Here is a 21560-nt window from a genome sequence, read left to right on the forward strand (position 1 = left end):
TTCTCCTCAAGCTGCATCGTCATGGCTGTCACGACCTCGGTCGGCGTCCTCGGCTGGCGGCCGGCGGCCTCCAGGCACCGAGCTGCTCGACCGTCATGCCCACCTGGTGAGCGCGACCGCGCAGCTGTTCTTCGAGGTAGTCGGCCAGGTTGAGCTGATAGGTGGAGTCGGTCTCGTCGTGCCACTGCCGCACCCACGGCTGAAGCTCCGCAAGACCGGCAACCAGGGGGACAAGCTTATCGTCGGCCCAGCCTTCGGCCTCCCGCTCGGCGATCACCGCGTTCAGGGCCAGGGCCTGCTGAGCGTGGTCCCAGCCGGCCCACCCGAGCAACTGGGTGGGGTCGGTCTCTCGCCCTGCGTCCGGGTAGAGGATAAACCGCTCCTTGGGTACGTCGAGCTTGCCCCGGTGCTGCCACCACGACTGCTTCCGGAAGTCCGCGGACGTGTACTTCGGCGGCACCGGAATCTCACCGACCTTCTCACCCTCGTCCTCGCGGCGCTGCAGCTCCCAGGTGTGCTCCCAGGCTTCACGCTTGCGCAGCCCCGAATCCTTGAGCCGATATGCAGCAAGGAACGGCACGCTTTCAGCGTCCAGCAACGCGGAGAGCTGCTGGGTGACCGACCGGTCCTTGCGACCGTCCCAGAGCTGCAGGACGGAGACGAGGTCCGCATCACGGGTCACGATGTCGGAAAGCTGGGCGACAGACCGCGCGGTAGGCCGCCCCTGCGCATCGAACCAGTACGAGCGTGCCTCCAAACGGTCGAGCAGCCATGCCCGCAACGCCTTCTCGACCCGCTTCTCCCACGGCTCGGTGGCCCACCGCCGCTTGTACTCAGGGCGCTCAAGTAGATTGATGAACTTGTTCGACTCGATCAGATCAAGCCGCCGCTGCACAAGATCACGATACGCTTGCGGCCAATGCGCTGGGATTTCACTGACGGGTTCCGACCCGTGACGCGTGAACCATTCTGCCGACTCGCCATCCCGAATGACTTTCTGGGCAAGTGCAATCTCGAATGCACGCTCCCCGGGGCGGATACCGGGGCTTACGCCCTCCGGAAGGGTCAGATCGTCCGCAATGACGCCGTAGGAACGGTAGACTTCCCAGTCTAGCTCCTCCTGCTCAGAAATCATGCGCGCACGCAGCTCGTCAAGCTCGGCGGCGATGTTAGAAATTGCGGAATCCGACGGCATGGATCCTTCGTCTGCGAGCGAGCTGAAGAGGTCGGCTGACTTCTGGGCTGCCTCGTCGAGCAAGCGGGCCCGAGCCAAAGGCGAAGTCCGAGGCAGCGGGAAGTCCTTTAGAGTCGTACCGGTGAACTCGTAAAATCGTTCCCAGTCCGAGGACGTAAATCCTCCACCCTCGCCCCGAATCCCTTTGTCGTGGCTGTTTTGCTTGAGCCAGAAGCAGGCGGTCGAGGAGTTCAGCACTCCGAGCAGCGCGAGGTGATCGTCCTCCGTCGCCCCTTCCGGTAACTTAATCACCGGCGCCGACTGCTTAAAGACCTTCCCACCCCGATCTAACACAAAATGGTTATGCGTCGCCACAAAAGAAAATGCTATAGAGAGGGATGAGGCGCCCCGATCCTTCGGAAGCTGATGCCACTCATACCATGGTCGACCGTCGCTGAAGTAAGTGCCCTTCGTAAACGTGGCACGGTTGCCCAACTCGGTACGACTTCTCCAAAGGTGGCGCATCCACGCCTCGCAACCTAGGGGCAGGCCTAACTTATGTTCATTGTCGTATGGAAACCACACCGGCACGGTTTGGGCAAGGCTGTAATCCCTCACCCCGTCACCGACCACGAGGCGCCCCGTGTATGCGAGTTCCAGGCGATGAGCACGGGCATACGCAGGCGTGACCATCATCGCGTCATCTGAACCCTGGATTCCGAAAACACCGATTCGATACGTCCGTTCCCCAAGGCGTCCCGCAGCTTTGTTTAACAGTTCCAGGAGGCCTCCTGCGCCGCCTCCGCTAAGGCTCCACGGATGCGTGACGAGAGTGGAGCGTGGCAGTTGGGTCACGGACACATACTCGTTCTCAAACTCATTCTTACCAATGTTCGAAACAATTGATGTCCAGACGGCGCCTTTCTTGGGATCTTCGGGTTGGCCGGGCTCTCCTCGGACGCCGAGCACCGACTTCACCGTGCTACTTCTCGGTGGCTGCCGACGTCCGACAAGGATCACCGTGGGCGTCCCGTGGCCGGGAATGAAAGCGCCGGAGGTATCGACGAGAAGGCGGAGGTCCTGCCGGCTGAGAAAATCCTCGATCAGTCTGGAGCCGAACTCGCGCTTCATGAACGAGTTGGATGTGATCTGTCCCGCCCAGCCGGCAGGGTGATCGGAGTTGCCGGACCTGGCGAGCTGGAAGAACCGTTCCATGAACGGAACGGTAAGCGCGTACTTGCCCTTGCAGGTTTCGTACCGCTTGCGGTAGCCGTCGTTGAGTGTCTTGTCCTTGACGGTGATGTATGGCGGATTGCCCACCACGACGTCGTACTTGTCTGGCTCCAGAATTGCGCGCAGCGCCGCAAGGTCCTCCGAGGAGTAGGCGAAGCCGCTGAGTCCGGCGTCGTAGTCCTCCACGCCGGGCAGCTCCAGCGCTAGCTGCGGTCGCCCATGCAGCAAGGAATCGCCTGCCGCGAGGTGAAACCGGAAGGCGGGCGCTTGCTCCAAGGATTTCAGGTCCGCAGCCTGTAGCGCTGCGAGCATGAGGCGGAAACGCGCGATAGCGACGGCGAAGGGGTTGAGGTCCACGCCGTGGATGGCGTCGAGTGCTTCCTGCACTCGTGCCTGCACCTCCATGCCTGGCGCGTGCGCGGCCCAGCGATCGTTGAGCCGGGCGAAGGCGCCGAGGAGGAAGTGGCCCGACCCGCAGGTGGGGTCGATGAGCCTGAAGCCTTCGAGCGGTCGCTCGGCGAGCGCCGGCTCCATTGTCTGGTCAAGGATGAACTCCTCGACGAACTCCGGGGTCTGGAGCAGCGCGAACGTCTTCTTGGCGTAGTCAGAGAGGTCCTGGTAGAGGTCGCCGAGGAAGCGGGTCGACAGATCAGGATCGGCGAGGTCCCAGACGAGGTCGCCGTCGGCGGTGCGTTCGCGCCAGAAGGCGATGAGCCGCTTGGCGGCCTGGCCGGACGGGGAGACCGTCCACAGCGGCGAGTGTGACTCGACCAGATCCCGGGTCGCCTCTGTGCTTCGCAGGTATTCGACCGCTTGGAGCACCCACTCCCGGTCGGTGTCTTCGGGGTGGGCGCGGAAGTAGGCGAGTTCCGCGTCCAGCGCCTCCTGCCGGCGGTCGGCGGGGCCGGCGATCCAGACCGGCTTGAGCAGGCGGTTGTCCTCGCAGAATCGTACGAAGACCGTGGTCAGGACCCACGCGACCGCTGCCTGCGTCACCCGGTCGTCGCGCCATTCCTGCCACGACATGGCCGTCCGCTCGCGGCTTTCCGCGGCCTTGTGCTCCTGCTTCCACGTCGCGAGGACGTCGGGCTGCGAGGCGACACGGTCGCGGAGGTCGTCCTCCAGATCGAGGACCACCTTCTTGAGCGCTGCCGTCAACCCCGTTGAGACCGCCATTGCTACTACTCCTTCTGGGTGGCTGCGCTCAGAGCAGCCGTGCTGTCGATCCACTCGTTGTCGAGGTTGACAAACTGGTTGGGTGCGGCGAGTGGAACCGGCCGGCCGTCAATCACAGGACCGTGGTTGCCGTTGAGCTGCGGCACGAGCAGCCAGACCGCACGGCGGCGCGGGGCGGCCAGGTCGGTCCAGCGGGTGAGCAGCGCCATGTTGTCATAGCGGGCGAGCGGCGACGCGTCCGTGAGCAGCACGGGCGAGTCGTCACGTCCCGCGGACAACGCCCGCTCGACGGTGGCCTCGACCTCGGGCCAGGATCGGCGGATCAGCTCCTCCAGACCGCGACGGGGACGGCTCGACTCGCGTTCGGCGTCGGCGGCGCGTACCAGATCCCAAGGCATGTTGGCAGCCGCGGACACCGACCGCAGTGCCTCCAGCAATGCGCCGGTCAGGTCGACCGTGGTGGCGCCGTAGCGGGCCCGGGCAGCTTCGATCAACCGGCTCAGGCGGTCGGCCCGGGTGCCGAGCGCGAGGAACGACCGGCTGCCGATGGACGTTTCCAGCCTCGCTCCCAACGCGCCGGTCGTGCCGACGGGAGATGTCGTCACCGCGAGGCTGGTCGCCGACCGGGACTCCAGCCCCGTTGTGGCCGCGCCGGTCTGCAGGGCCCGATAGACGCGCAGCCGGTCATCGAAGGTCAGGCCGAGACCCGCGTCCGTGATCAGGCTGTCGAGCGCCGGCCGCTGCGGCAGCGCCGACACCGCGGGGAACCGGACCCGTACGCGTTCGCGGATTTCGTCCGGGGTGAGCTGCTGCCCGCCGAAGTCCGCGAAAGTCTGAGCCAGGGCCGCCACCGCGGTGAGTTCGCGGTGGTGCAGGTCGCCGGCACCGGTGGCGGCTGCGTGGGTCGACGCGGCTGCGGCCAGAGTCACGCGGCGCAGCGGATCGGCGAGGGCCGCCGGCCAGCTGCTCTCCGCGGGAACGGCCGCTTCGAGGCGGGCTTGCACACGCTGAGCCGGAATGATCGCGTTCGCGGCGTCACCGGTTGCACCGACCAGGCGGTCCGCCTCCGCTGCCAGCGACTCGGCAACGTCACACAGCGTCTGATCCTCGGCTAGGAGCGTAACGACGCCGGCACGTCGGCGGACCCAGACTGCCAGCTGCGAGCCGTCGGCCTTGTTCATCGCTTTGCGCCGTTCCAGGGCGAAGCGGAGCAGGCCACGTGCCAACCGTTGGTCCACATGGGGCTCGGGTGCGAGCGTTTCGAGCACCGTACGGGTCAGCTCGGCGACCGTCGCGACGGAGCCGAGCTCGGTGAGGCGGGTAGAGACTGCCTCTGCCAGCCGGTCAAGAAGGGCTCGCGCGTCATCGTCGCCAGCCCACCGCTCCTGCAGGGTTCCGAGCAGTGTCGTGATGCGCGAAGGCTGCACCGGCTCGTCCAGGTTCGCCCCGAGCTGGGCGTGCGTGGCGAAGGCATCGAGCGCTGTGTCGAACCCCAGGACCAGCCGGACGACTCCGCCGCGTGACGGTGAACGCGGTGTGGCGACGACACGCAGCAACAGGTCGGCGGCGGCCGTGGGAGTGAGCGCCGGACCGCTTCGGTCGGTCGTGCGGACCTCGGAGCCGAGCCGGGCGCGCCACTCCTTGATGCGTGACGTGATCTGCAAGCGAGTCGAGTTCGCGACCCCCTGCAGCCGGGACAGCCTGACCGGGTCGACGGTCAGCAGCTCGCCGACGGTCTCGACGGCGTAGGGCTCCAGGGCCGACAGGGCCCGGCCGGTTAGCCCGGAGTCACGCAACGGCGTGGTCAGTGTGGCCTTGGCAGCAAGTTCGTCGTACGACTCGCCGGGCTCGGTGGTGTCGTCCTGCGCGAAGATCTTCAGCCACGCGGTGCGCATGGCCTCGGCGGTGTGATGCCGGGCGCCGGCGTCGCTGGCCAAAGCCTTGCGGAAGAAGTCGACCAGATCGCCGGCCAACGTCTGGTCGAACATTTCCGGCCTGATGGTGGCCTCGTCCCGGGTGCTTCCCGGGTCGCCCTTGCCGTCTCCGTAAACCGGGACGCTGCCGGTTGCCATCTCGAAGAGAACCACGGCTGCGGCATAGCGTTCCGCCGCCGAGTCGTATCGATCCCGGGCGCCGGTCAGAAACGGGTCGAGGTACGGCGGAGTGCCGGCCTGCGTGGCGGAGGCTGCGGCGCGGGTCAGGGAGAAGTCGAAGAGGATCAGGTGCTTGGTGCGGTCGCCGCGGCTCTCCCGTACGCCCAGATTGGACGGCTTGATGTCACGGTGATCGATCCCGGCCTTGTCCAGCGCGACGAGGCTGTCGAGAAGGTCCTTTCCATACCGATCAAGCAGGTCGTACGACAGCCGGGTGCGCGTCCGCAGAGCGCTGGTCAACGTTTCGGGTCCGGCGCTTTCGAGCAGCAGCGCCCGCCGGCCACCAACGACCACGTGCGGATCGAGAACCTTCACGATGCGGGGATGGTCGAGCCGCTTGAGCGCCTCCGCCTCATCGTCGAGACGCGTCGCGGCCGTATCGTTGAGGGCCACCTTGAGGACGCACTCGGGGTCTCCTTCGGCGAGCAGATCCTGCACGAGCAGGCCCACGGCCGTCGAGCCCTGCCCGAGCCGCCGGATCAAGCGGAACCTTCCGTCGAGAACGGTGCCGGGTGCCGCCTCGAGCGGGTCGGTCTCCTCGTTCGCGGTGGCGGCGTCGCGCTCGGCCGCACCGAGCTGCGACAGGAAGGTCGTGACGTCGGCCGTCCGCCGGCTGGGTGCCGGATCGGTCGCCTTGAGGACGAGCGAGCGCAGCGTCGAGGGGATCTGCGGCAGCTCGATCGCCAAGTCGAGGCCTTGCTGGTCGCGCAGGCGCTGCTTCAGGGCACTCCGGCTCGGTGCCGGCGATCGCCCGGTGAGCAGATAGAAGGCCAGGCTGCCCAGACCGAACACATCAAGCCGGATGCGGTCGGCGTCCGCGCTCCAGGCCCCCTCAGGCGCGGTGAACACCTCGGCCGCCCCTGATCCGTGATCGTCCAAGGACACGTCGACCAGCGACGTAACGCCATGAACCGTGCCGCTGGTGGCTGAGACGCTCTGGAGACTTCCGGAGCCCTGCCAGTCACCGACCCGAACTTTGACGTCACCCTGGGTGCCGGGGACCGGACGCACCCACACCGCGGGCGGAATCAGCCCGCGGTGGACGACCCGGTTGTTGTGGGCGTACTGCAGAGCCTCACCGATCTGGCGGATCATCGACAGCTGCGTCGCCAGCGGTACGCCCTGTTCCTGGCCGGCGAGCCACAGGTCGAGACGTTGCCATTGCTGGTCGTACGGGTAGACAAGCCCGATGCCAAGTTCGGATTCGACCAGGTCACGAGGGCGCAGCAGCCCGTCGTGCTGCAGCCGCGACATGATGCGGAACTCGTGCTCCGCGATCTGACGGGCCGCGGCTCGCTCCGGTTGACTCGCTGTCGGCGGCAGCACCCGGAAACGGATCCGGGCACGGTCCTGCTGGACCACCCGGTGGTAGGCGAGCCAGTCCTGCCAGCCTTCGTCGGAGTCGATGGCCTGGTCCTCGATGACCCACGAGCCCGCCTCGCGTTCGCGGCGCTGCACGAGGCCGATGCGTTCCAGCAGCTTGACCAGGATGTGTTCCTGGTTCGGGCCGATCGCCCGCCGCCCTGCAGGTTCGAGCACGAGTTCGGAGATGCCGGTGAGGTGGCTCTGCGAGACGCGGTCGTCGAGGCCATAGAGGTTTATCGCACTCGCCGGGCTGAAAACGCAGCGCAGGTCGGGGTGGTGCAGGAAGACGGCCTCCTGGACGAACGGAATGACGTCCCGCTCGTCGGAAATCTGAACCTTCTGCTCCTGCGCCCACAGCCGCAGCTCGTCTCTCAACTTGCTCGCGAAATACTGCGCTTTACGCCGCGTCAGCTTGAGCGGGGAATCTTCCGGCCGCCGACCGTCACGGGTCCAGCGCTGATCGTCACCCCGGAGTGTGCCGGAGTAGTACTTAAGCTCGATGAGGTGCAGCTGCTTACGACCGAGAAGAAGCAGGTCGACCTCGTGCCATCGGCCCCGCGAATCGCGGAACTCGAAGTTCGACCAGGCGCGAAACGGCGTCTCGTCGGGCATGATCGCCCGGACCAGGGCCAGTCCCTCGGCTTCGTGGGGAAACTGCGAGGGCGAGACGTCGACCCACCGGTCCTGCCCAGCCTCTGCCACTATTCCCCCCCCGCGCCACGCCCGGTCCGTCCCCACCGCTCCGGCCGCAGCAGCATATCCGGTCAGTAGCCGACGGTCGTCGTCTCATTCGGCAGGACCTCACCGAGCGTTGGGTCAGCGCTGATGAGTGCGGCTTCCTCACCACCAGGACAAGGGACCTCCAGCCCGTCGGCGCTGCGCCGCCACGGGATCTCCCCTCCGGAGCGCCTGTGCCCCTCGAGCGCCATCGCGTCGCCGTCCAGCCATCGCATGACGGCCGTGGCGGCGGCCACACCGCTCGTGATCGCGCGGGCAACGCCGTCGGACGAGAGCGGATCGACGCTGGACGCCGCGTCGCCGACGGCGGCCCACCCCGCGGCCGCCACGCGATCCAGGACCGCGCTGTGGGCCCGGCGGACGACCGGGCCGGAGCGGATAGAAGAACGCCCTGACGAGGTGGGCCAACTGCTGCCCCAATGTCACCATCACCGTCGTCCGCGCCTTCTGACGGCATCCGGAGGGCGCCGCGCCGGCCGGTTCCTGCTACTTGCCCGGTTGGTTGCGGTGCCCTTCCTGTATGGGTTTGACCGAGGTCAATCAGGCGCTGCGCGCGTACGTGCAGAAGGGGTCTTCGCCTTCGTCGAGGATCAGCGGCACGTCGTACACCGACAGGTCCGGCCTGGGTCGCGCGTACCGCACCCGGTGGCGCCACCGGTGGTGTTCGTAGGCGGTGTCCACCTGAATCTCAGCCACCACGGTCGGCTCGGCCTGGGCGTAGCGCAGCGGCTCGGGCCGCTCGAACTGGCCCGACCAGGCGGCCGGTAGTGAATCGGGCCAGGGGTGGATGACCGTGCGCCGCTCGGTCGGACGTGGCGGGGACAGCAGTCTCGCCAGCTCCTGTCGCTGGGGCGTGGCCAGCGGGTGGGTACGGCCGGTGTACCGCAATCGACCGCGCTGGTCGAACCGGCCGAGGAGAGCGGTGTCGGGGTTGCGGATGCTGCCGGTGACGCCACCGATGATCGCCTCCGTGGTGGCACGGGCCCGGAACTTCGCCCACCCTCGCCGGCCAGGGTCATACCGGCTGTCGAGGCGCTTGATCACGACACCTCCCACACCCGCCGCGGTCCAGCTGGTCAGCCATTCGCTGACCTCGGCGATGTCGGCGCTCTGCGGGGTGACCGCCAGCTGCGGCGGGGCGCCGGCGAGTAGCCGCACCAGCCGGGCGCGACGCTCGACCAGTGGCGCGTCGAGCACCGGCTCTCCGCCGGCGTCGACGAGAAGATCGAAGGTGACGTAGTAGGCCGGGTCCTCGCGGGCTTCGCGCAGCAGCTGCCGGCCGGCGGTGACCCGCCGTTGCAGCAGGGCGAACTTCGTCCGTCCCCGCTCCCAGACGACCAGTTCCCCGTCGAGCACTCCTCGCCACGACCATCCGCGGTATCAACCCGGACGTGGTCGCTTCGCAGGAGGTGGGCGACCCTCAGTGCGCCCAGGACCTCGCCCGCGCGGTCGGCGATGGCTGGCAGGTCCAACTCGCCGAACCCACCGGCGGCCGGCCCATCCGGGTCGGCATCCTTTCGCCCCACCCCGTCACCATCGAGGACCAGATCGTCGACCTTCCCGACGCTGGCCTGCCCGCGGTACCCGACGTCGACGGCACCACCATCACCCGGATGGGCCGCGGCGCCCTTTCAGTCCACGTCGACGTCGGCGGCGGCCTGCGGCTGATCACCTGCCACCTCAAGTCGAAACTGCTGACCTACCCCGACGGCCGCCGGTACCCGAAGAACGAAGACGAGCGAGCCCGCGGCGCCGGCTACGCCCTCCTGCGGCGGACCGCCGAAGCAGTTGCCGTCCGCGTCCAGCTCAACAAGGTCATGACGGCCTCCGCCACCAACGGTGAACCCGGCGTACCCACAATCCTCTGCGGGGACCTCAACGACGGACCCGACGCCGTCACCACCACCCTGCTCAGCGGCCCGAGCGACGGAGACATCAACCGGCCCGACAAGGGCGACCCCGTACGACTGTACAACCTCGCACCACTCCTACCCCTCGGGCGAACCTACTCACGCATCTACCAAGGACGAGGCGAACTCATCGACCACATCCTCGTCTCCCGCGACCTACGCCTCCGGGTCGCCAGCGTCGACAGCCTCGTCGATGACATCGGCTCGATCACCGCCTCCACCGACACCCGACGCCCCGCCACCGTCCCCGACCACGCCCCCGTCATCTCCCGCTTCCACGCCTGAACAACGCTGACGACTCGTTCATATGCTCTGTTCATCCTCCCCGCGCGGTCCGAGCGAGATCCCTGGCTGTACGCGCCGCCTCCGCCCGGCTTCAGCGGTTCGCTGTGCCCTTCTGACCGTGAGCGGAGCATGCCGGCACGGAGCCTCTCCGCCGCCCGCGCACGGGCTCTCTCTGCTCTATGGACTGACTGCTTGACGGCCAGCTGAAGGTCCCGCACTATTGGAGTAAATCCCGCCCCTCTTTAGGAGAGGCCGATGACAGGAGTGCAAGCCAACTTCGAGTGGCGGCGGCTCGGCACCGTAACGATGACCGCCGACAAGGTGACCTTCCCTAGCGGCCCTGCCGTGCCCGGCGTCTGGCGGGTAAGCGTAGGTCCACACGCACACCATGGATCCGCCAAAGATCTGCGGGCTGCGATGTACGCGTTGACCACCCCTGGCCCAACTCAGAGCACCAACCAGCGAGTCCACGACGCCGCTCGAGCTGGCCTCGCCCGGGGTCAGCTCGCGGTCGTAGACGTGATCACCAACGCCCAGGTGAATATCCACGGGGAGCAAGTACCGCTGGGACTGGAGCCGGACGACAATCGGGCGTTCATCAAGGCAGCCGCAATCCTCGCCGCTGAAAGCCCCGACCCCGACCCCGACTCCGCCGACTACCGCAGGACACTCGCCGCTGCACAGCGAGCCGTCACCGCCCTTGCCGCGACCGACATAATGAGGGCAGACACCCACGGCAAGCCGACCCAGCCCGACAGGCTTGACGTCAAGATGATGCGCGAGGCACTCGCCACGCTCACTGCCCTCGTCACTGAGCACGACCGATACTGGCCTAACAGGTGGGGGCATGAGGGCAATCCAGGCCCGCGATAGCGGACACTGCGGAGCGACGCGCAGGATCAGTGCCTGACGACGAGCGGGTGCCCGCGACATGCTGGGCGCCCGCACGAGCGCGGAATCCACGCAGCGTATTCCACTCCACCGGCCGCCAGTCATCCTGGACCTGCACGATGGCCAAGATCCGGCCCCGCGTGCCGTCCGCCGTCCACCGCCGCAATCGCTCATGGCACCGACCCGACCGCCCGCACCGCCCGCCACCTGTACGTCTGGGGCTCCGCCATCAGACGTTTTCCAGCTGCTCGGACCGCTCGCCGATACCGACATAGAGCTCAGCTGCCCGTTCGCCAAGCGGAAGCCGGCGGGCCTCCACTGGCGACGCACCCAGCGCGGGGAGCAACCTGCCACTCGCCGGAGCGCAGCTCCTTCAGCAGGAAGCTGCAACGCAGTGGTCGACGCTAGAGTCGGCTCATGCCCGAACACCCGGACAGCGGATCGCCAGAACTCCAGGCCCGAGTCGAAGCCGTCGAAGAGTTTGTGGGCCTCGCCGATCGTCTGTTCGTCCTCGGAGGTATCGAATGGTCAGCCGTCGAAGCCGACCATCGCCTGCTTGCGATCAACGCGGCGTTCCGTCGTCAGCTTGAGAGCATCAAGGCAGCGGTCAGTCTCGCGAGGCTGGACCTCGGGCACCAGGCTGTGGCATTTGTCCGGGCAGCCCTTGAAGACGTGATGTACCTGAAGTTCTTTCTCGACCTTGATCGAGCGAGATCACAACGGCTGTTTCCACTGCTCGGCCGTTGGGACGGGCTTCGATCACTTCTAGCTCAACGGGCATACCTCGGTGACGAGCGGATGACCAAACTCTGGTACGAGATCGAGTTCCTGGATGCAGCCGAGACGCAGCGCAGCAAGACGCGTGAGGAACTTAAGGAGCTTCGGAAGGAATACGGGTGGTCGGGTGGCCTACTGCCCTCCGGCGAGTGGATTGCTGAGCGAGCCGGTCAGCGACCGCTCTACGACTACCTACACGCGGCGACGAGCCGGGCACTTCATTTCTCCGCCGGGGAGATCATGCGCAGGGGATGGGGAAACCCAGCAGGCGAGGTGGTCACGGACGAGCCGGAGTTCCGTCACCATCTCGCGGAATTTGCGCTGCACCAGCTGGTGCTGCTCTTCTTCGAGACGTGGACCATCGTTGACGATACGAAGGCGGCCGGCATCACAGTCGCCGACAATGTCGAGGCCGTTGAGGTCGATGCCGTGGTACAACGCATTGCGGCGCTCGGACAGGTTCCTCTGGTTCATGCCGCCGAATGGAACCTAACGCCAAACGGACCTTCGCCGATGCCGCCGAGAACGCGAGTGGCGCCGCCGGCGCCTACGCAGCAGTCCCGGTCGTCGACAGAACCAGCAACCTGAGGAACCGCAACCCGGCGAAGCTCCGAGGGGTCAGGCCACGGCGAACCAGTCTCCATCGGGCGTGTAGCGGTAGTCGAAGCCCATGTCGTTGAACAGCTGGCGCAGGCGCTTCGCCACCTCGACCGACGTGTCCGCCAGGTCCTCTCGGGGCACCACCACGTCGGTGCCGGGCAGGTCCTCCAGCACGTCGACGAACATGCCCATCGCCGGGGCCTGCACCCACGCGCCGGGCGGGATGACGCCGGTCACCAGGCCGGCAGCCCCGTAGCCGAGGACGGTCGCCATGCGCATCAGCGCGCCGAACGCCTCCCGGTGGGTGTCCTTCAGATCGCGGGTCCGGTAGTGGTTCGCATGAACCTTCTGGAACACGCCGACCACGCTGGCGAAGTCGGCCGCCGTGTTCAGGTTGCTGCGGGAGGTCCAGCCGCGCTCGTGCACCGTTCGCTCGCACCGAAACTCGTCGATGGTGCTCTGCGCAAACCACAGGTACTCCCAGGTGAGCTCGCTCTTCGGCAGCTCGAAGGGCACCCGGCGGTGCACGGCGTGGGCAGCGTCGCCGTGCTGGTGCAGGCGCACGTGCTGGGCTTCGTGGAGTAGGCAGTGCCGCATGGACCCCAGCCCTTGGGCGGCGAGGCGGGTACCGACCACGACCACCACCTTGCCGTCGGGCTGGGGGGACGTCTTGGCGGCGGCGCGGGCACCGTCGGCCCGGTCGGCCCGGTACTGGCTGACGAGGGCCGCGTCGAAGGCCAGGTCCACCTCCGTCGCCATGTACTCCGCGACCACCTTGTCGTACTCGTCGGTTATGACTACCTCGACCTTCCTGGGGTCGGGCACCTCCGCGGTGAACTCGGCGAGCACGGTCTGCCAGGCGGCCTGCTGGGCGTCCGGCAGCGGCCGGGCAACCCTGTACGTCACATTGATCTCCATGGGCACGCAGTCCAGTATGGCCGCCAGGTGGGACAGATGACCGTCGCGCGCGCCGCCAGCGACGCTACGTGCACAGCTGCCCTACCGTCAGGCCATGGCGGGAGCGGACTGGATGGTCCTGGCCGCCGGGCTGGGCGGCACGGTGCTCGGCTCGGCACTGCAATGGGCGCAGGGCGCCATTGCGGCGCGACGGGAATGCGCACGGGAGCTGCAGGGCTGGTCGAGGGAGGACCGGCGGCTGGGGACCGAGAAGCGGCAGCAGATCTACGCGGACACGATCGCCGCCACGCGCCAACAGCTCGCGCTGCTGAGGGGGACCGCTACCCCTCCATACCAAAGGTCGGGCGGGACCAGCCGGACCCTGCGACCAGGAACAACCGAGAGGGGCAGCGCCCACCGGAGGTGCTCGCCGACTGGAAGCGCCTGGTCGCCGAGGTCGAGTTCTACGGCTCCGACGAGGTGCAGGCAACGGTCGCCAAGCTCGAGCTCACGTTCGACGCCCTGGAGAACGCCCGCCTCTTCCAGAAGTCCCCGCCAGCCACGGCGCTTTACGCGATGGCCTGTACGAGCAGTGCATCGCGCTGATGCAGCGCGACCTGGGCCTGTCGGAGGGCGGGCGAGCTGCTCTCGTCGAGGGCCCGAAACGACGCCTCGGAGCAGCTTCACCCCAGGCTGGAGCTGGACCTGAGGCCCGTGATGCAGCGTCACATGGCGGAACGCGAGAAGCCCCCGCCTACCAACTGATCGAACGCTTGTTCTATAGGCTGGCGGGGTGGGGTGGCGCACCCGATGGCACATCACTATCCGGTGGGACCGGGCCGAGAACAGCCCGGCCGGCGTGTCAGTCGTCGAGCGCGTCGTCGACACCCCGGCCGACCTGGGCCGCCTGGTCAACGCCGCCCGCGCCGACCCGCACGTGGTCGCCTTCCCGTACCGGCCGGTCCGCGAGCTGGTCGGCGACGAGCCGCAGCGCTGCCGGGCCGGGCACCGCTACGCCGGCGGGTCGGCGACCCGGCCGGTGCGCGACTGGTGGCCGTGCGGGTGCGGCGGGCACCTCGCGATTCGGTGCCGGTGCGGCGACGTACGCGTGGAGCCCGCAAAGTGCGCGGAATTGCATTAGATGCAACATTGGTGCGGTCGGCGGTCTGAGAAGAATCCCAGGTGAACGGGGCTCTCTGCGCGCATGACGTCGAGGTGTTTCTCGGCGTGTTCAGGGCGCGTCAGGTAGCTGCAAGAATGATGCACCTGATACAACGTCGGAGTGCGGCGTGATGACCCTGGCTCGGCGAGCCTCGTGCTGGCGCCCAACGTCGTGCATCTGGACCCGGCGCCCGTGGTGTTCGAGGAGATGCTGCGGGGGTGGGCGACACAGCAACGCAGTCGCTTCTTGGCTGAGGCGACGGTGACGCAGCGGTTGCGGTTGACGCGGCGGCTGGCGGAGTTCTCGGGGCTGTATCCGTGGCAGTGGACGCCGGCCGAGGGAGAAGCGTTCATCGCTCATCTACGCGGCGGCGACAGGCCATTGGCACTGTCGACGGCTCGCGCGTACGAGGTTGACCTGCGGATGTTCTGTGAGTACCTGCTTGATGCACGGTACGGCTGGGCCTCGTTGTGCGTCGACCGGTTCGGCATGGCACCACAGCAGGTTTTTCACCAGGACAACTCGGTGATCCATGTCGAGGACTACGAGGGCGACCCGAGCCGGCGACCGCTGACCTACGACGAGTTGCAGGCATTGTTCGACGCCGCCGACGGACGGGCGGAGCAGATCAGAGCGCGAGGGGTGAAGGGCGCGTTGTCCGCGCTGAGGGACGCGGCGATGCTGAAGCTGACGTACGCCTTCGGGCTGCGCCGACGCGAGGTGGCGATGCTTGATCTCGTTGACGTGCGATCGAATCCGAAAGCGCCGCAGTTCGGCCGGTGCGGGATGGTCATGGTGCGCTACGGCAAGGCATCGCGGGGCGGTCCACCGCGGCGCCGCACCGTGCTGCTGGTGCCAGAGATGGACTGGATGGTGCCGGTGGTGAAGCACTGGTTGCATGAGGTCCGCCCGGCTCTGGGACCGGGGAAACATCCGGCGCTGTGGGTGACCGAGCGTCGGGGGCGGGTGTCCACGCGGTTGGTCAACGAGGCGTTCGTCGCCGCGAAGAAGGCGGCCGGGTTGGACCCGGCGCTCGACCCGCACTGCCTGCGTCACTCCTACGTCACCCATCTGGTCGAGTTCGACTACCCGGTCAAGTTCGTGCAGGACCAGGTGGGGCACAAGTTCGCCAGCACCACGGCGATCTACACCGGTGTGTCCAACGAGTACCGCAATCAGCTGCTGCAACGCGCCTTGCAGGACCGGCTCGGACGGATGTGGGAGGCGTAGTGATCAAGAAGATGGGTTACCGGTGGCACCTTCGGCAGCTCATGGCCGGCAAGGACATGTTCGCCACCACGGACTTGGTGCCGCTGCTGGCCGAACGCGGTGTCACCCTGTCCCGGGAGCAGGTGTTCCGGCTGGTCACCCAGCCGCCGCAGCGGCTGTCGATGGACACCCTCGTCGCGTTGTGCGACATCCTCGGATGCACGCCGAACGATCTGATCGAGCCGCAGGTGGTGAACCAGACCGTCCGCAAGGCTGCCGCTGGCGGCGGCAAGGTCGCGCTACCGGCACCACCGCGGGCCGCGATCCGCCGGCCACAGCACGGATGAGCGCCCGCCGGCAACGCAACCGCAACCGCTATGCCGGCGACCCCACGGAGGCCGCCCAGGAACGGCTCTTGGGTCACGTGCTCGCGGCTACCAGCGGTCGCCTGTCCCGCGAGGCGGCGCGGGCCCTGCTGGAAGGGGCGAACGCCTGGACGTTCATCCCGATGCGCCAACTCGACCAGCACCTGACTGCCCGCCCGGACGCCCTGCTCGCGCCGGACCCGCACGCACCGAGGGTCTTCCTCCGGTTGGTCTACGCCCTGGTCGACGCCGGCTTCGGCGATGCCGTCACCCTTCCTGGCTGCGCGAGCTGTGGTCGCTCGCTCCCGGACCTGCAACGCGGCCGACCACACCCGGACGGGATCGGCCGATGCTGCCAGCCGTGCATGCTCAAGATCGAGCAGATCATCTGCGCACGATGTGGGCGCCCGGGTGACCGCGCCGCCCGCCGCGACGAGGGTGTGATCTGCCGCTCCTGCTACAGCACGGACCCGGCCCGGCAACAACCGCGCGCCCGCTGCGGACGGCGACGCCAGCCGACCCGGCGGACACCGGACGGCGAACCACTGTGCCAGGGGTGCGCGCCCCGCCCGGTCCATATCTGCGCGACGTGCGGCCTATCGGCGCCCGCCCACGCCCTGACCAGCGAGGGGCCCATCTGCCGCCGCTGCTACCAGCAGCCAGAGCGCCGCTGCGGAGGCTGCGGTCGCACCCGGCCCATCAAGCAACGCGCCATCGGCGGCGACCCGGATCTCTGCTCCGCCTGCAACCAGTCACCCGTGTCCGAATGCGGGGTCTGCGGCCGGTGGCGGCACTGCCAGCGCGGACCGGACGGCGCGCTTCGCTGTCCCAGCTGTCGGCCCCGGCCGCTGCGTGAGTGCGCCGTGTGTCACCGCCACCGCACCACTCAGGCGTTCTGGCCACTGGGGCCGGTGTGCTCGACCTGCTACAGCGCGACCGTGAACAACCCCTGCCCCTGCTCGATCTGCGGACAGCACCGGGTCCTGGTCGGTCGCGACGACGGTGGGGCCGGCACGTGCGGGCCCTGCGCGATCCGGGTCGCCGGCCCGATCGAGACCCGCGCGAACCTGGACTACCTGTGCGCCTCCTGCGGCGAAGCCGGTGACCTCTACGCCGCGCACCGCTGCGCCCGCTGCGTCCTCACCGACCGGGTCAGCGACCTTCTCGGCGACGAAAACGCCGTGATCGGCCCTCAGCTCCTGCCCTTCGCTGACGCCCTGGTCGATGCAGCCGCTCCCCGGAACGTGCTCGCCTGGCTACGACGCAGCGACTCCGCCCGGCTTCTCGCCGAGCTGACATCCACCGGAACCCCGGTCACCCACGACGTCCTCGACCAACTACTGCAATCACCGAGGATGGCCGCGGTCGACTACCTCCGGAAACTGCTCATCGCCACCAACGTGCTGCCCGATCGGCTGGAACCCCTTGCCCGGCTCGAACCATGGCTCGACGCCCAACTCGCCGACCAGCCCGCCGAGCATCAACGACTCGTGCGCCCCTTCGCCCAGTGGGTCGTCCTGCGCAAAGCCCGCCGAGCCGCCAACCGCGGTCGATACACCGGCAGTTCCGCCAACGCCGACCGCGAGGACATCCGCCAGGCGCTCGTCCTACTGTCCTGGCTCACGGAGCGCCACCTGACGATCGATGACCTCACGCAAGCTCACCTGGACGAATTCATGGCCCTCGCCAGATCCAAGCGACGTCGAGCGGTCCGAGCGTTCACGGCCTGGACCGCCGCCCGCCGGATCACTCCAGAGCTGACCATCGCTCGCCGTCGTGACGACACCCCATCGCGGTTCATCGCCGAAGAACACCACCTCGATCTGCTGCGACGCTGCCTCACCACCGGCGATCCCGCGCCGCTCGACGTGAAGGTCGCCGGCAGCCTCATCCTGCTCTACGGCGCGCGCCTGTCGAAGATCCATAGCCTGACCATCGACCGGCTGAGCCGAGACGACCGAGGCACCTACCTAGCGATCGACTCCGTGGCGGTGCTGCTGCCACCGAACCTCGCCCAGCTCGTCAACCAACTCATCGCGGAACCACCACGCACGTTCGGTCTGCGGCCCACCACCCCGGCGCTGACGACCTACCTGTTCCCCGGCCGACCGCCGACACGGCCCATCGGTCCAGCCCACCTCGGCGCCCGGCTCCGGCGGCACGGCATCCCCGTCGGTGCTGCACGTAACACCGCTCTCATCGCTCTCGCGGCCGAGTTGCCCGCAGCCGTGATCGCTGACCTGTTCGGTCTGACCTACAAGACCGCCAGCGCTTGGAGCAACTACGCGCAGGCCGACTGGACTGCCTACCTCAACAGCCGGCCCCGCCCCGACGCGACCGTCCAAAGGATCCAGCCCGAAGACAACGCTAACGGTTGATCCTCATCCGTTGCCTCAGACCTGGCCCAACGTCGCGCGGCCTGCTCGACGCCCAGGCATTCACCGGGGTGGGCAGCACACCGCTGCGGTGGTCGTCTTGCGCCGGCGCAGCAGGACCGCGATCACCCACACGGTGGCGGCCGTGGCCAGCCCAACGGCGAGGGCGATGCCGCCGATCGCGGTGCCGCCGAGCCCGGCGAGGACACCGGCGACGATGAGTAGGTGCACGGTGCAGCAGGCGACCATCGCGCCGATCCCGCCAGCGATGGCGGCCGGGCCGCCGACGGTGGATGGGTGCTGGGCCGGGGTGCTGCCGGTGGGAGGCACGGCGCTCACCCCTCCGTCCTGCGCGTCGGGGCGATGCGAATACAGGCGGCCAGGGCTGTGGCGTTGTCCGCGGCCAGAGATCGGGCCAGCATGATCAGGTCGGCCACCCGAGGGTCGGTGACCTGGTAGAAGGTGCGCCGCCCGTCGCGGCGGGCCGCAACGTAGCCGCAGTCGGCCAAACAGGCCAGGTGGCTGGAAACCCGGCCCTGGGCCAGGCCGACGTGCGTCACGCACTCGCCGACCGTGTGCGGCTCGTGCAGCAGGAACTCCAGCAGCCGCAGCCTGGTCGGATCGGCGAGGGCGCGGAAGAACTTGGCCACCATCCCCACCCCCTCGTCCTCGGCCGGCAGCAGCGCCACGGCCGGCGTTGTCAAGGCCGGCGTCGCACGCTCGGTCACCTCACCACCCCAATCCTGGAATCATCCGGATAAGCAGATGCTAGCGTGGCATCCGAGGATCCGGTACCCGGATGGTTTCCGCTTGAGGACGGTGCGTGATGCGGTACGACCTGGCAATCGTCGGCTCCGGTGGCGGTGCCTTCGCGGCGGCGATCGCCGCGCGGCGTAAGGGCAAGCACGTGGTGATGGTGGAGCACGGCGACGTGGGCGGCACGTGTGTGAACACCGGGTGCGTACCGTCCAAGGCGTTGCTGGCCGCCGCGCACGCCCGCCACGTCGCGCTGGACGCGGCCCGCTTCCCGGGAATTCGCGCGAGCGCCGAGCAGGTGGATTTCCAGGAGCTGATCGCCGGCAAGCGGCGACTGGTGGCAGACATGCGGGCGGACAAGTACGTCGACCTCGCCGCCGAGTACGGCTGGGAGATCCTCACCGGCCACGGCCGGTTCACCGAGGGCCCGCTGCTGTGCGTCGATCTGCCCGACGGCGGCAGTCAACGCATCGAGGCGGAGAACTACCTGATCGCCACCGGCTCGGCCCCGTGGATACCACCCATCGACGGCCTCGCCCAGGTCGGCTACCTAACCTCCACCACGGCGATGGAATCCGACCACCTGCCGCAGTCCCTGCTGGTGGTCGGCGGCAACTACATCGGCCTCGAACAGGGGCAACTGTTCGCCCGACTCGGCACCCAGGTCACCGTGGTCGAGACCCTCGACCGACTCGCGCCCAAGGAAGAACCGGAGGTGTCCGCTGCCATCGAGCAGGTCTTCGCCGACGACGGCATCGCCGTCCACACCACCGCGACCGTACGGTCGGTACGCCGCGAGAACGGACACGTCGTCGCCGTGCTCGACGGACAACCCGGCCGACAGATCCACGCCGAGCAGATCCTGATCGCCACCGGACGCCGCCCAGTTGTCGACGGCCTGAACCTGGAGACGGTCGGAGTCAAGACCGGCCAGCACGGCGAGATCCTGGTCGACGAGCACCTGCGCACCACCAACCCGCGTATCTGGGCCGCCGGAGACGTCACCGGCCACCCCCAGTTCGTGTACGTCGCCGGCGCACACGGGTCGATCGTGGCCGACAACGCCTTCGACAACGCGGGTCGCACCGTCGACTACCACCACCTGCCGCAAGTCACCTTCACCACCCCGGCGATCGCGTCGGCCGGGATGACCGAGGCCCAGGCGATCAGCGCTGGTCACCGCTGCGACTGCCGGGTACTGCCGCTGGAGTACGTGCCACGCGCGATCGTCAACCGCGACACCCGCGGCCTCATCAAGCTGGTCGCCGACGCCGACACCGGCCGACTCCTCGGCGCCCACGTGGTCGCCGACGCCGCCGGAGAGGTCATCGCCACCGCCGTGTACGCCCTCGCCAACGACATGACCGTGCAGCAGATGGCCGACCTGTGGTGCCCATACCTGACCATGGCCGAAGGCCTCAAACTCGCCGCCCAGACCTACACCCGCGACGTGTCGAAACTGTCCTGCTGCGCCTCCTGATTAACCCGCGCCCACCAGTCCCAACGACAGGAGATGCCTGGTGAATAGGACAGCCGCCACCGGCGAAGACCTGGGCGTCGGCGCTCTGGCCGGCTACCTGGGCACGAAGATCATGGAGCCGGTGTCGCAGAAACTCTACGAACTCGAACCCGCACAGGCCCGCGCCCACGAAGACGCGGCCCGTCCCGGGGGTTCACCGTACCGAATCGCAGCCGCCCAAACCGCCAAGCTATTCGGCCTCGACCTCAGCCAGAAGCAGCTGGACTGGGCGGGACTGCTGTTCCACTACGGGCTCGCTGTCTCGTGGGCACCCCTGTACGCCCTGCTGCGCCGCACCACGCCGATGCGGCCGGTAACCGCAGGGCTGACACTGGGCACCGCGATGAGCCTGATCGTCGACGAAGCGATCACCCCACCGGTGGTCAGCACGGACTGCGACGCCCGCGACCACTGCGCCAGCAGCGGCTAGTCCAGGCATAGCCGTGACGATGTCAGACAACCGCCGATGGTGGGCCTTGGCAGCCCCGGTGCCGCAAGCGTCCCCCAGACGGTCAGCGCCTCTGCTCCTGCTGCGGGTACTCGTGAGCTTCGCGCCACGCGTCGATGCCCGCCTTGGCGGCTACGCCGGCGACCACCAGGGCGGCGCTCGGGTCGGCCCACCACCAGTCGAGTGTGGCGTTGAGGCCGAGCCCGACGAGCAGGCTGACGGACAGGTAGTTGGAGACCCAGGTTTCCTGGGACTGGGCGGTGACGGCCGGGTTGTCCAGTGCGCGGCCGGTGCGGCGCTGGGCGACCGCGACGGGGATCATGACGGCGAGGGCGACGACGTTGAGTCCGATGCCGACTAACGACGTGTCGGGGCGTTCGGCTCCGATCAGGTCCGAGGCGGACTTGTAGGTGACGTATCCGGCCAGGGCGAGGAAGCTGACGGCGATCAGCTGCAGCGCCGGTCGTTGTCGGGCGCGGGGTCCGGCGCGTAGCTGCCAGATGACGACGGCGGCGGCGAAGACCTCG

18 protein-coding genes are annotated in these 21560 nt (G+C 68.1%); 10 read left to right on the top strand and 8 right to left on the bottom strand.

Annotation, left to right across the window (positions count from 1 at the left end):
* Window positions 1-28 precede the first annotated feature (28 nt).
* The 4 genes from pglX to ABD52_RS07585 all read right to left on the bottom strand — a co-directional run bounded on the left by pglX (window position 29) and on the right by ABD52_RS07585 (window position 9195).
* A complete protein-coding gene (pglX, locus tag ABD52_RS07570) occupies window positions 29-3583 on the bottom strand; it encodes a BREX-2 system adenine-specific DNA-methyltransferase PglX (protein ID WP_047891314.1) in 3555 nt (1184 codons plus the stop codon).
* Window positions 3584-3588: 5 nt separating this feature from the next.
* Entirely contained in the window at window positions 3589-7803 is a 4215-nt protein-coding gene (pglW, locus tag ABD52_RS07575) for a BREX system serine/threonine kinase PglW (RefSeq protein WP_047891315.1), read from the bottom strand.
* Window positions 7804-7865: 62 nt separating this feature from the next.
* Window positions 7866-8168, bottom strand: coding sequence for an NAD(P)/FAD-dependent oxidoreductase (locus ABD52_RS07580; RefSeq protein ID WP_047891316.1), 303 nt, complete (start codon window positions 8166-8168; stop codon window positions 7866-7868).
* A gap of 211 nt (window positions 8169-8379) precedes the next feature.
* Window positions 8380-9195 (bottom strand): hypothetical protein, encoded by an 816-nt coding sequence (locus ABD52_RS07585; RefSeq protein ID WP_053065319.1) that lies wholly within the window; start codon window positions 9193-9195, stop codon window positions 8380-8382.
* Window positions 9196-9218: 23 nt separating this feature from the next.
* Between ABD52_RS07585 and ABD52_RS07590 the strand changes: the two genes are divergently transcribed.
* The 3 genes from ABD52_RS07590 to ABD52_RS07600 all read left to right on the top strand — a co-directional run bounded on the left by ABD52_RS07590 (window position 9219) and on the right by ABD52_RS07600 (window position 12290).
* Window positions 9219-10034, top strand: coding sequence for an endonuclease/exonuclease/phosphatase family protein (locus ABD52_RS07590; protein ID WP_347405051.1), 816 nt, complete (start codon window positions 9219-9221; stop codon window positions 10032-10034).
* A 255-nt stretch (window positions 10035-10289) separates the two neighbouring features.
* On the top strand, window positions 10290-10907 hold the full coding sequence (locus ABD52_RS07595) for a hypothetical protein (protein WP_152748213.1): 618 nt from the start codon (window positions 10290-10292) through the stop codon (window positions 10905-10907).
* A gap of 435 nt (window positions 10908-11342) precedes the next feature.
* Window positions 11343-12290 carry a DUF5677 domain-containing protein gene (locus tag ABD52_RS07600; RefSeq protein ID WP_047891319.1) on the top strand — a complete coding sequence of 316 codons (948 nt, stop codon included), beginning with the start codon at window positions 11343-11345 and terminating at the stop codon, window positions 12288-12290.
* Between the two features lie 30 nt (window positions 12291-12320).
* On the opposite strand, the gene ABD52_RS07605 is transcribed toward ABD52_RS07600, so the two are convergent.
* Entirely contained in the window at window positions 12321-13208 is an 888-nt protein-coding gene (locus ABD52_RS07605; RefSeq protein WP_151011034.1) for a hypothetical protein, read from the bottom strand.
* Between the two features lie 414 nt (window positions 13209-13622).
* Between ABD52_RS07605 and ABD52_RS07610 the strand changes: the two genes are divergently transcribed.
* From ABD52_RS07610 to ABD52_RS38160, 5 genes are all read left to right on the top strand, one after another.
* Window positions 13623-13805: a hypothetical protein gene (locus ABD52_RS07610; protein ID WP_047891321.1), complete on the top strand. Its 183-nt coding sequence runs from the start codon at window positions 13623-13625 to the stop codon at window positions 13803-13805.
* 187 nt (window positions 13806-13992) lie between these two features.
* Window positions 13993-14340: a hypothetical protein gene (locus tag ABD52_RS07615; protein WP_047891322.1), complete on the top strand. Its 348-nt coding sequence runs from the start codon at window positions 13993-13995 to the stop codon at window positions 14338-14340.
* 141 nt (window positions 14341-14481) lie between these two features.
* On the top strand, window positions 14482-15591 hold the full coding sequence (locus ABD52_RS07620; RefSeq protein WP_225319481.1) for a tyrosine-type recombinase/integrase: 1110 nt from the start codon (window positions 14482-14484) through the stop codon (window positions 15589-15591).
* Window positions 15592-15593: 2 nt separating this feature from the next.
* Window positions 15594-15917: a helix-turn-helix transcriptional regulator gene (locus tag ABD52_RS07625; RefSeq protein WP_200905174.1), complete on the top strand. Its 324-nt coding sequence runs from the start codon at window positions 15594-15596 to the stop codon at window positions 15915-15917.
* Window positions 15918-17116: 1199 nt separating this feature from the next.
* A complete protein-coding gene (locus ABD52_RS38160; RefSeq protein ID WP_152748214.1) occupies window positions 17117-18313 on the top strand; it encodes a hypothetical protein in 1197 nt (398 codons plus the stop codon).
* 60 nt (window positions 18314-18373) lie between these two features.
* Here ABD52_RS38160 and ABD52_RS07635 read toward each other — a convergent pair whose 3' ends face one another.
* Window positions 18374-18649 carry a hypothetical protein gene (locus tag ABD52_RS07635; protein WP_047891324.1) on the bottom strand — a complete coding sequence of 92 codons (276 nt, stop codon included), beginning with the start codon at window positions 18647-18649 and terminating at the stop codon, window positions 18374-18376.
* Window positions 18646-19038, bottom strand: coding sequence for a helix-turn-helix transcriptional regulator (locus ABD52_RS07640; protein WP_047891325.1), 393 nt, complete (start codon window positions 19036-19038; stop codon window positions 18646-18648). Before ABD52_RS07640 ends, ABD52_RS07635 begins: the two co-directional genes overlap by 4 nt.
* 98 nt (window positions 19039-19136) lie before the next feature.
* Here ABD52_RS07640 and merA point away from each other — a divergent pair, with 98 nt between their 5' ends.
* A complete protein-coding gene (merA, locus tag ABD52_RS07645; RefSeq protein WP_013476053.1) occupies window positions 19137-20546 on the top strand; it encodes a mercury(II) reductase in 1410 nt (469 codons plus the stop codon).
* 40 nt (window positions 20547-20586) lie between these two features.
* Window positions 20587-21015: a hypothetical protein gene (locus tag ABD52_RS07650; RefSeq protein ID WP_013476052.1), complete on the top strand. Its 429-nt coding sequence runs from the start codon at window positions 20587-20589 to the stop codon at window positions 21013-21015.
* 82 nt (window positions 21016-21097) lie between these two features.
* Here ABD52_RS07650 and ABD52_RS07655 read toward each other — a convergent pair.
* A partial coding sequence (locus tag ABD52_RS07655; RefSeq protein WP_047891326.1) for a cation transporter occupies window positions 21098-21560 on the bottom strand: 463 nt, incomplete at its 5' end.

It is taken from the genome of Micromonospora sp. RV43 (assembly GCF_001029515.1).
GTDB lineage: Bacteria > Actinomycetota > Actinomycetes > Mycobacteriales > Micromonosporaceae > Micromonospora > Micromonospora aurantiaca.

Bases quoted from the DNA above. Each gene is read 5' to 3' on its own strand.
- pglX (WP_047891314.1), bottom strand. From the start codon at position 3,583: ATGGCGGTCTCAACGGGGTTGACGGCAGCGCTCAAGAAGGTGGTCCTC.
- ABD52_RS07595 (WP_152748213.1), top strand. From the start codon at position 10,290: ATGACAGGAGTGCAAGCCAACTTCGAGTGGCGGCGGCTCGGCACCGTA.
- ABD52_RS07600 (WP_047891319.1), top strand. From the start codon at position 11,343: ATGCCCGAACACCCGGACAGCGGATCGCCAGAACTCCAGGCCCGAGTC.
- merA (WP_013476053.1), top strand. From the start codon at position 19,137: ATGCGGTACGACCTGGCAATCGTCGGCTCCGGTGGCGGTGCCTTCGCG.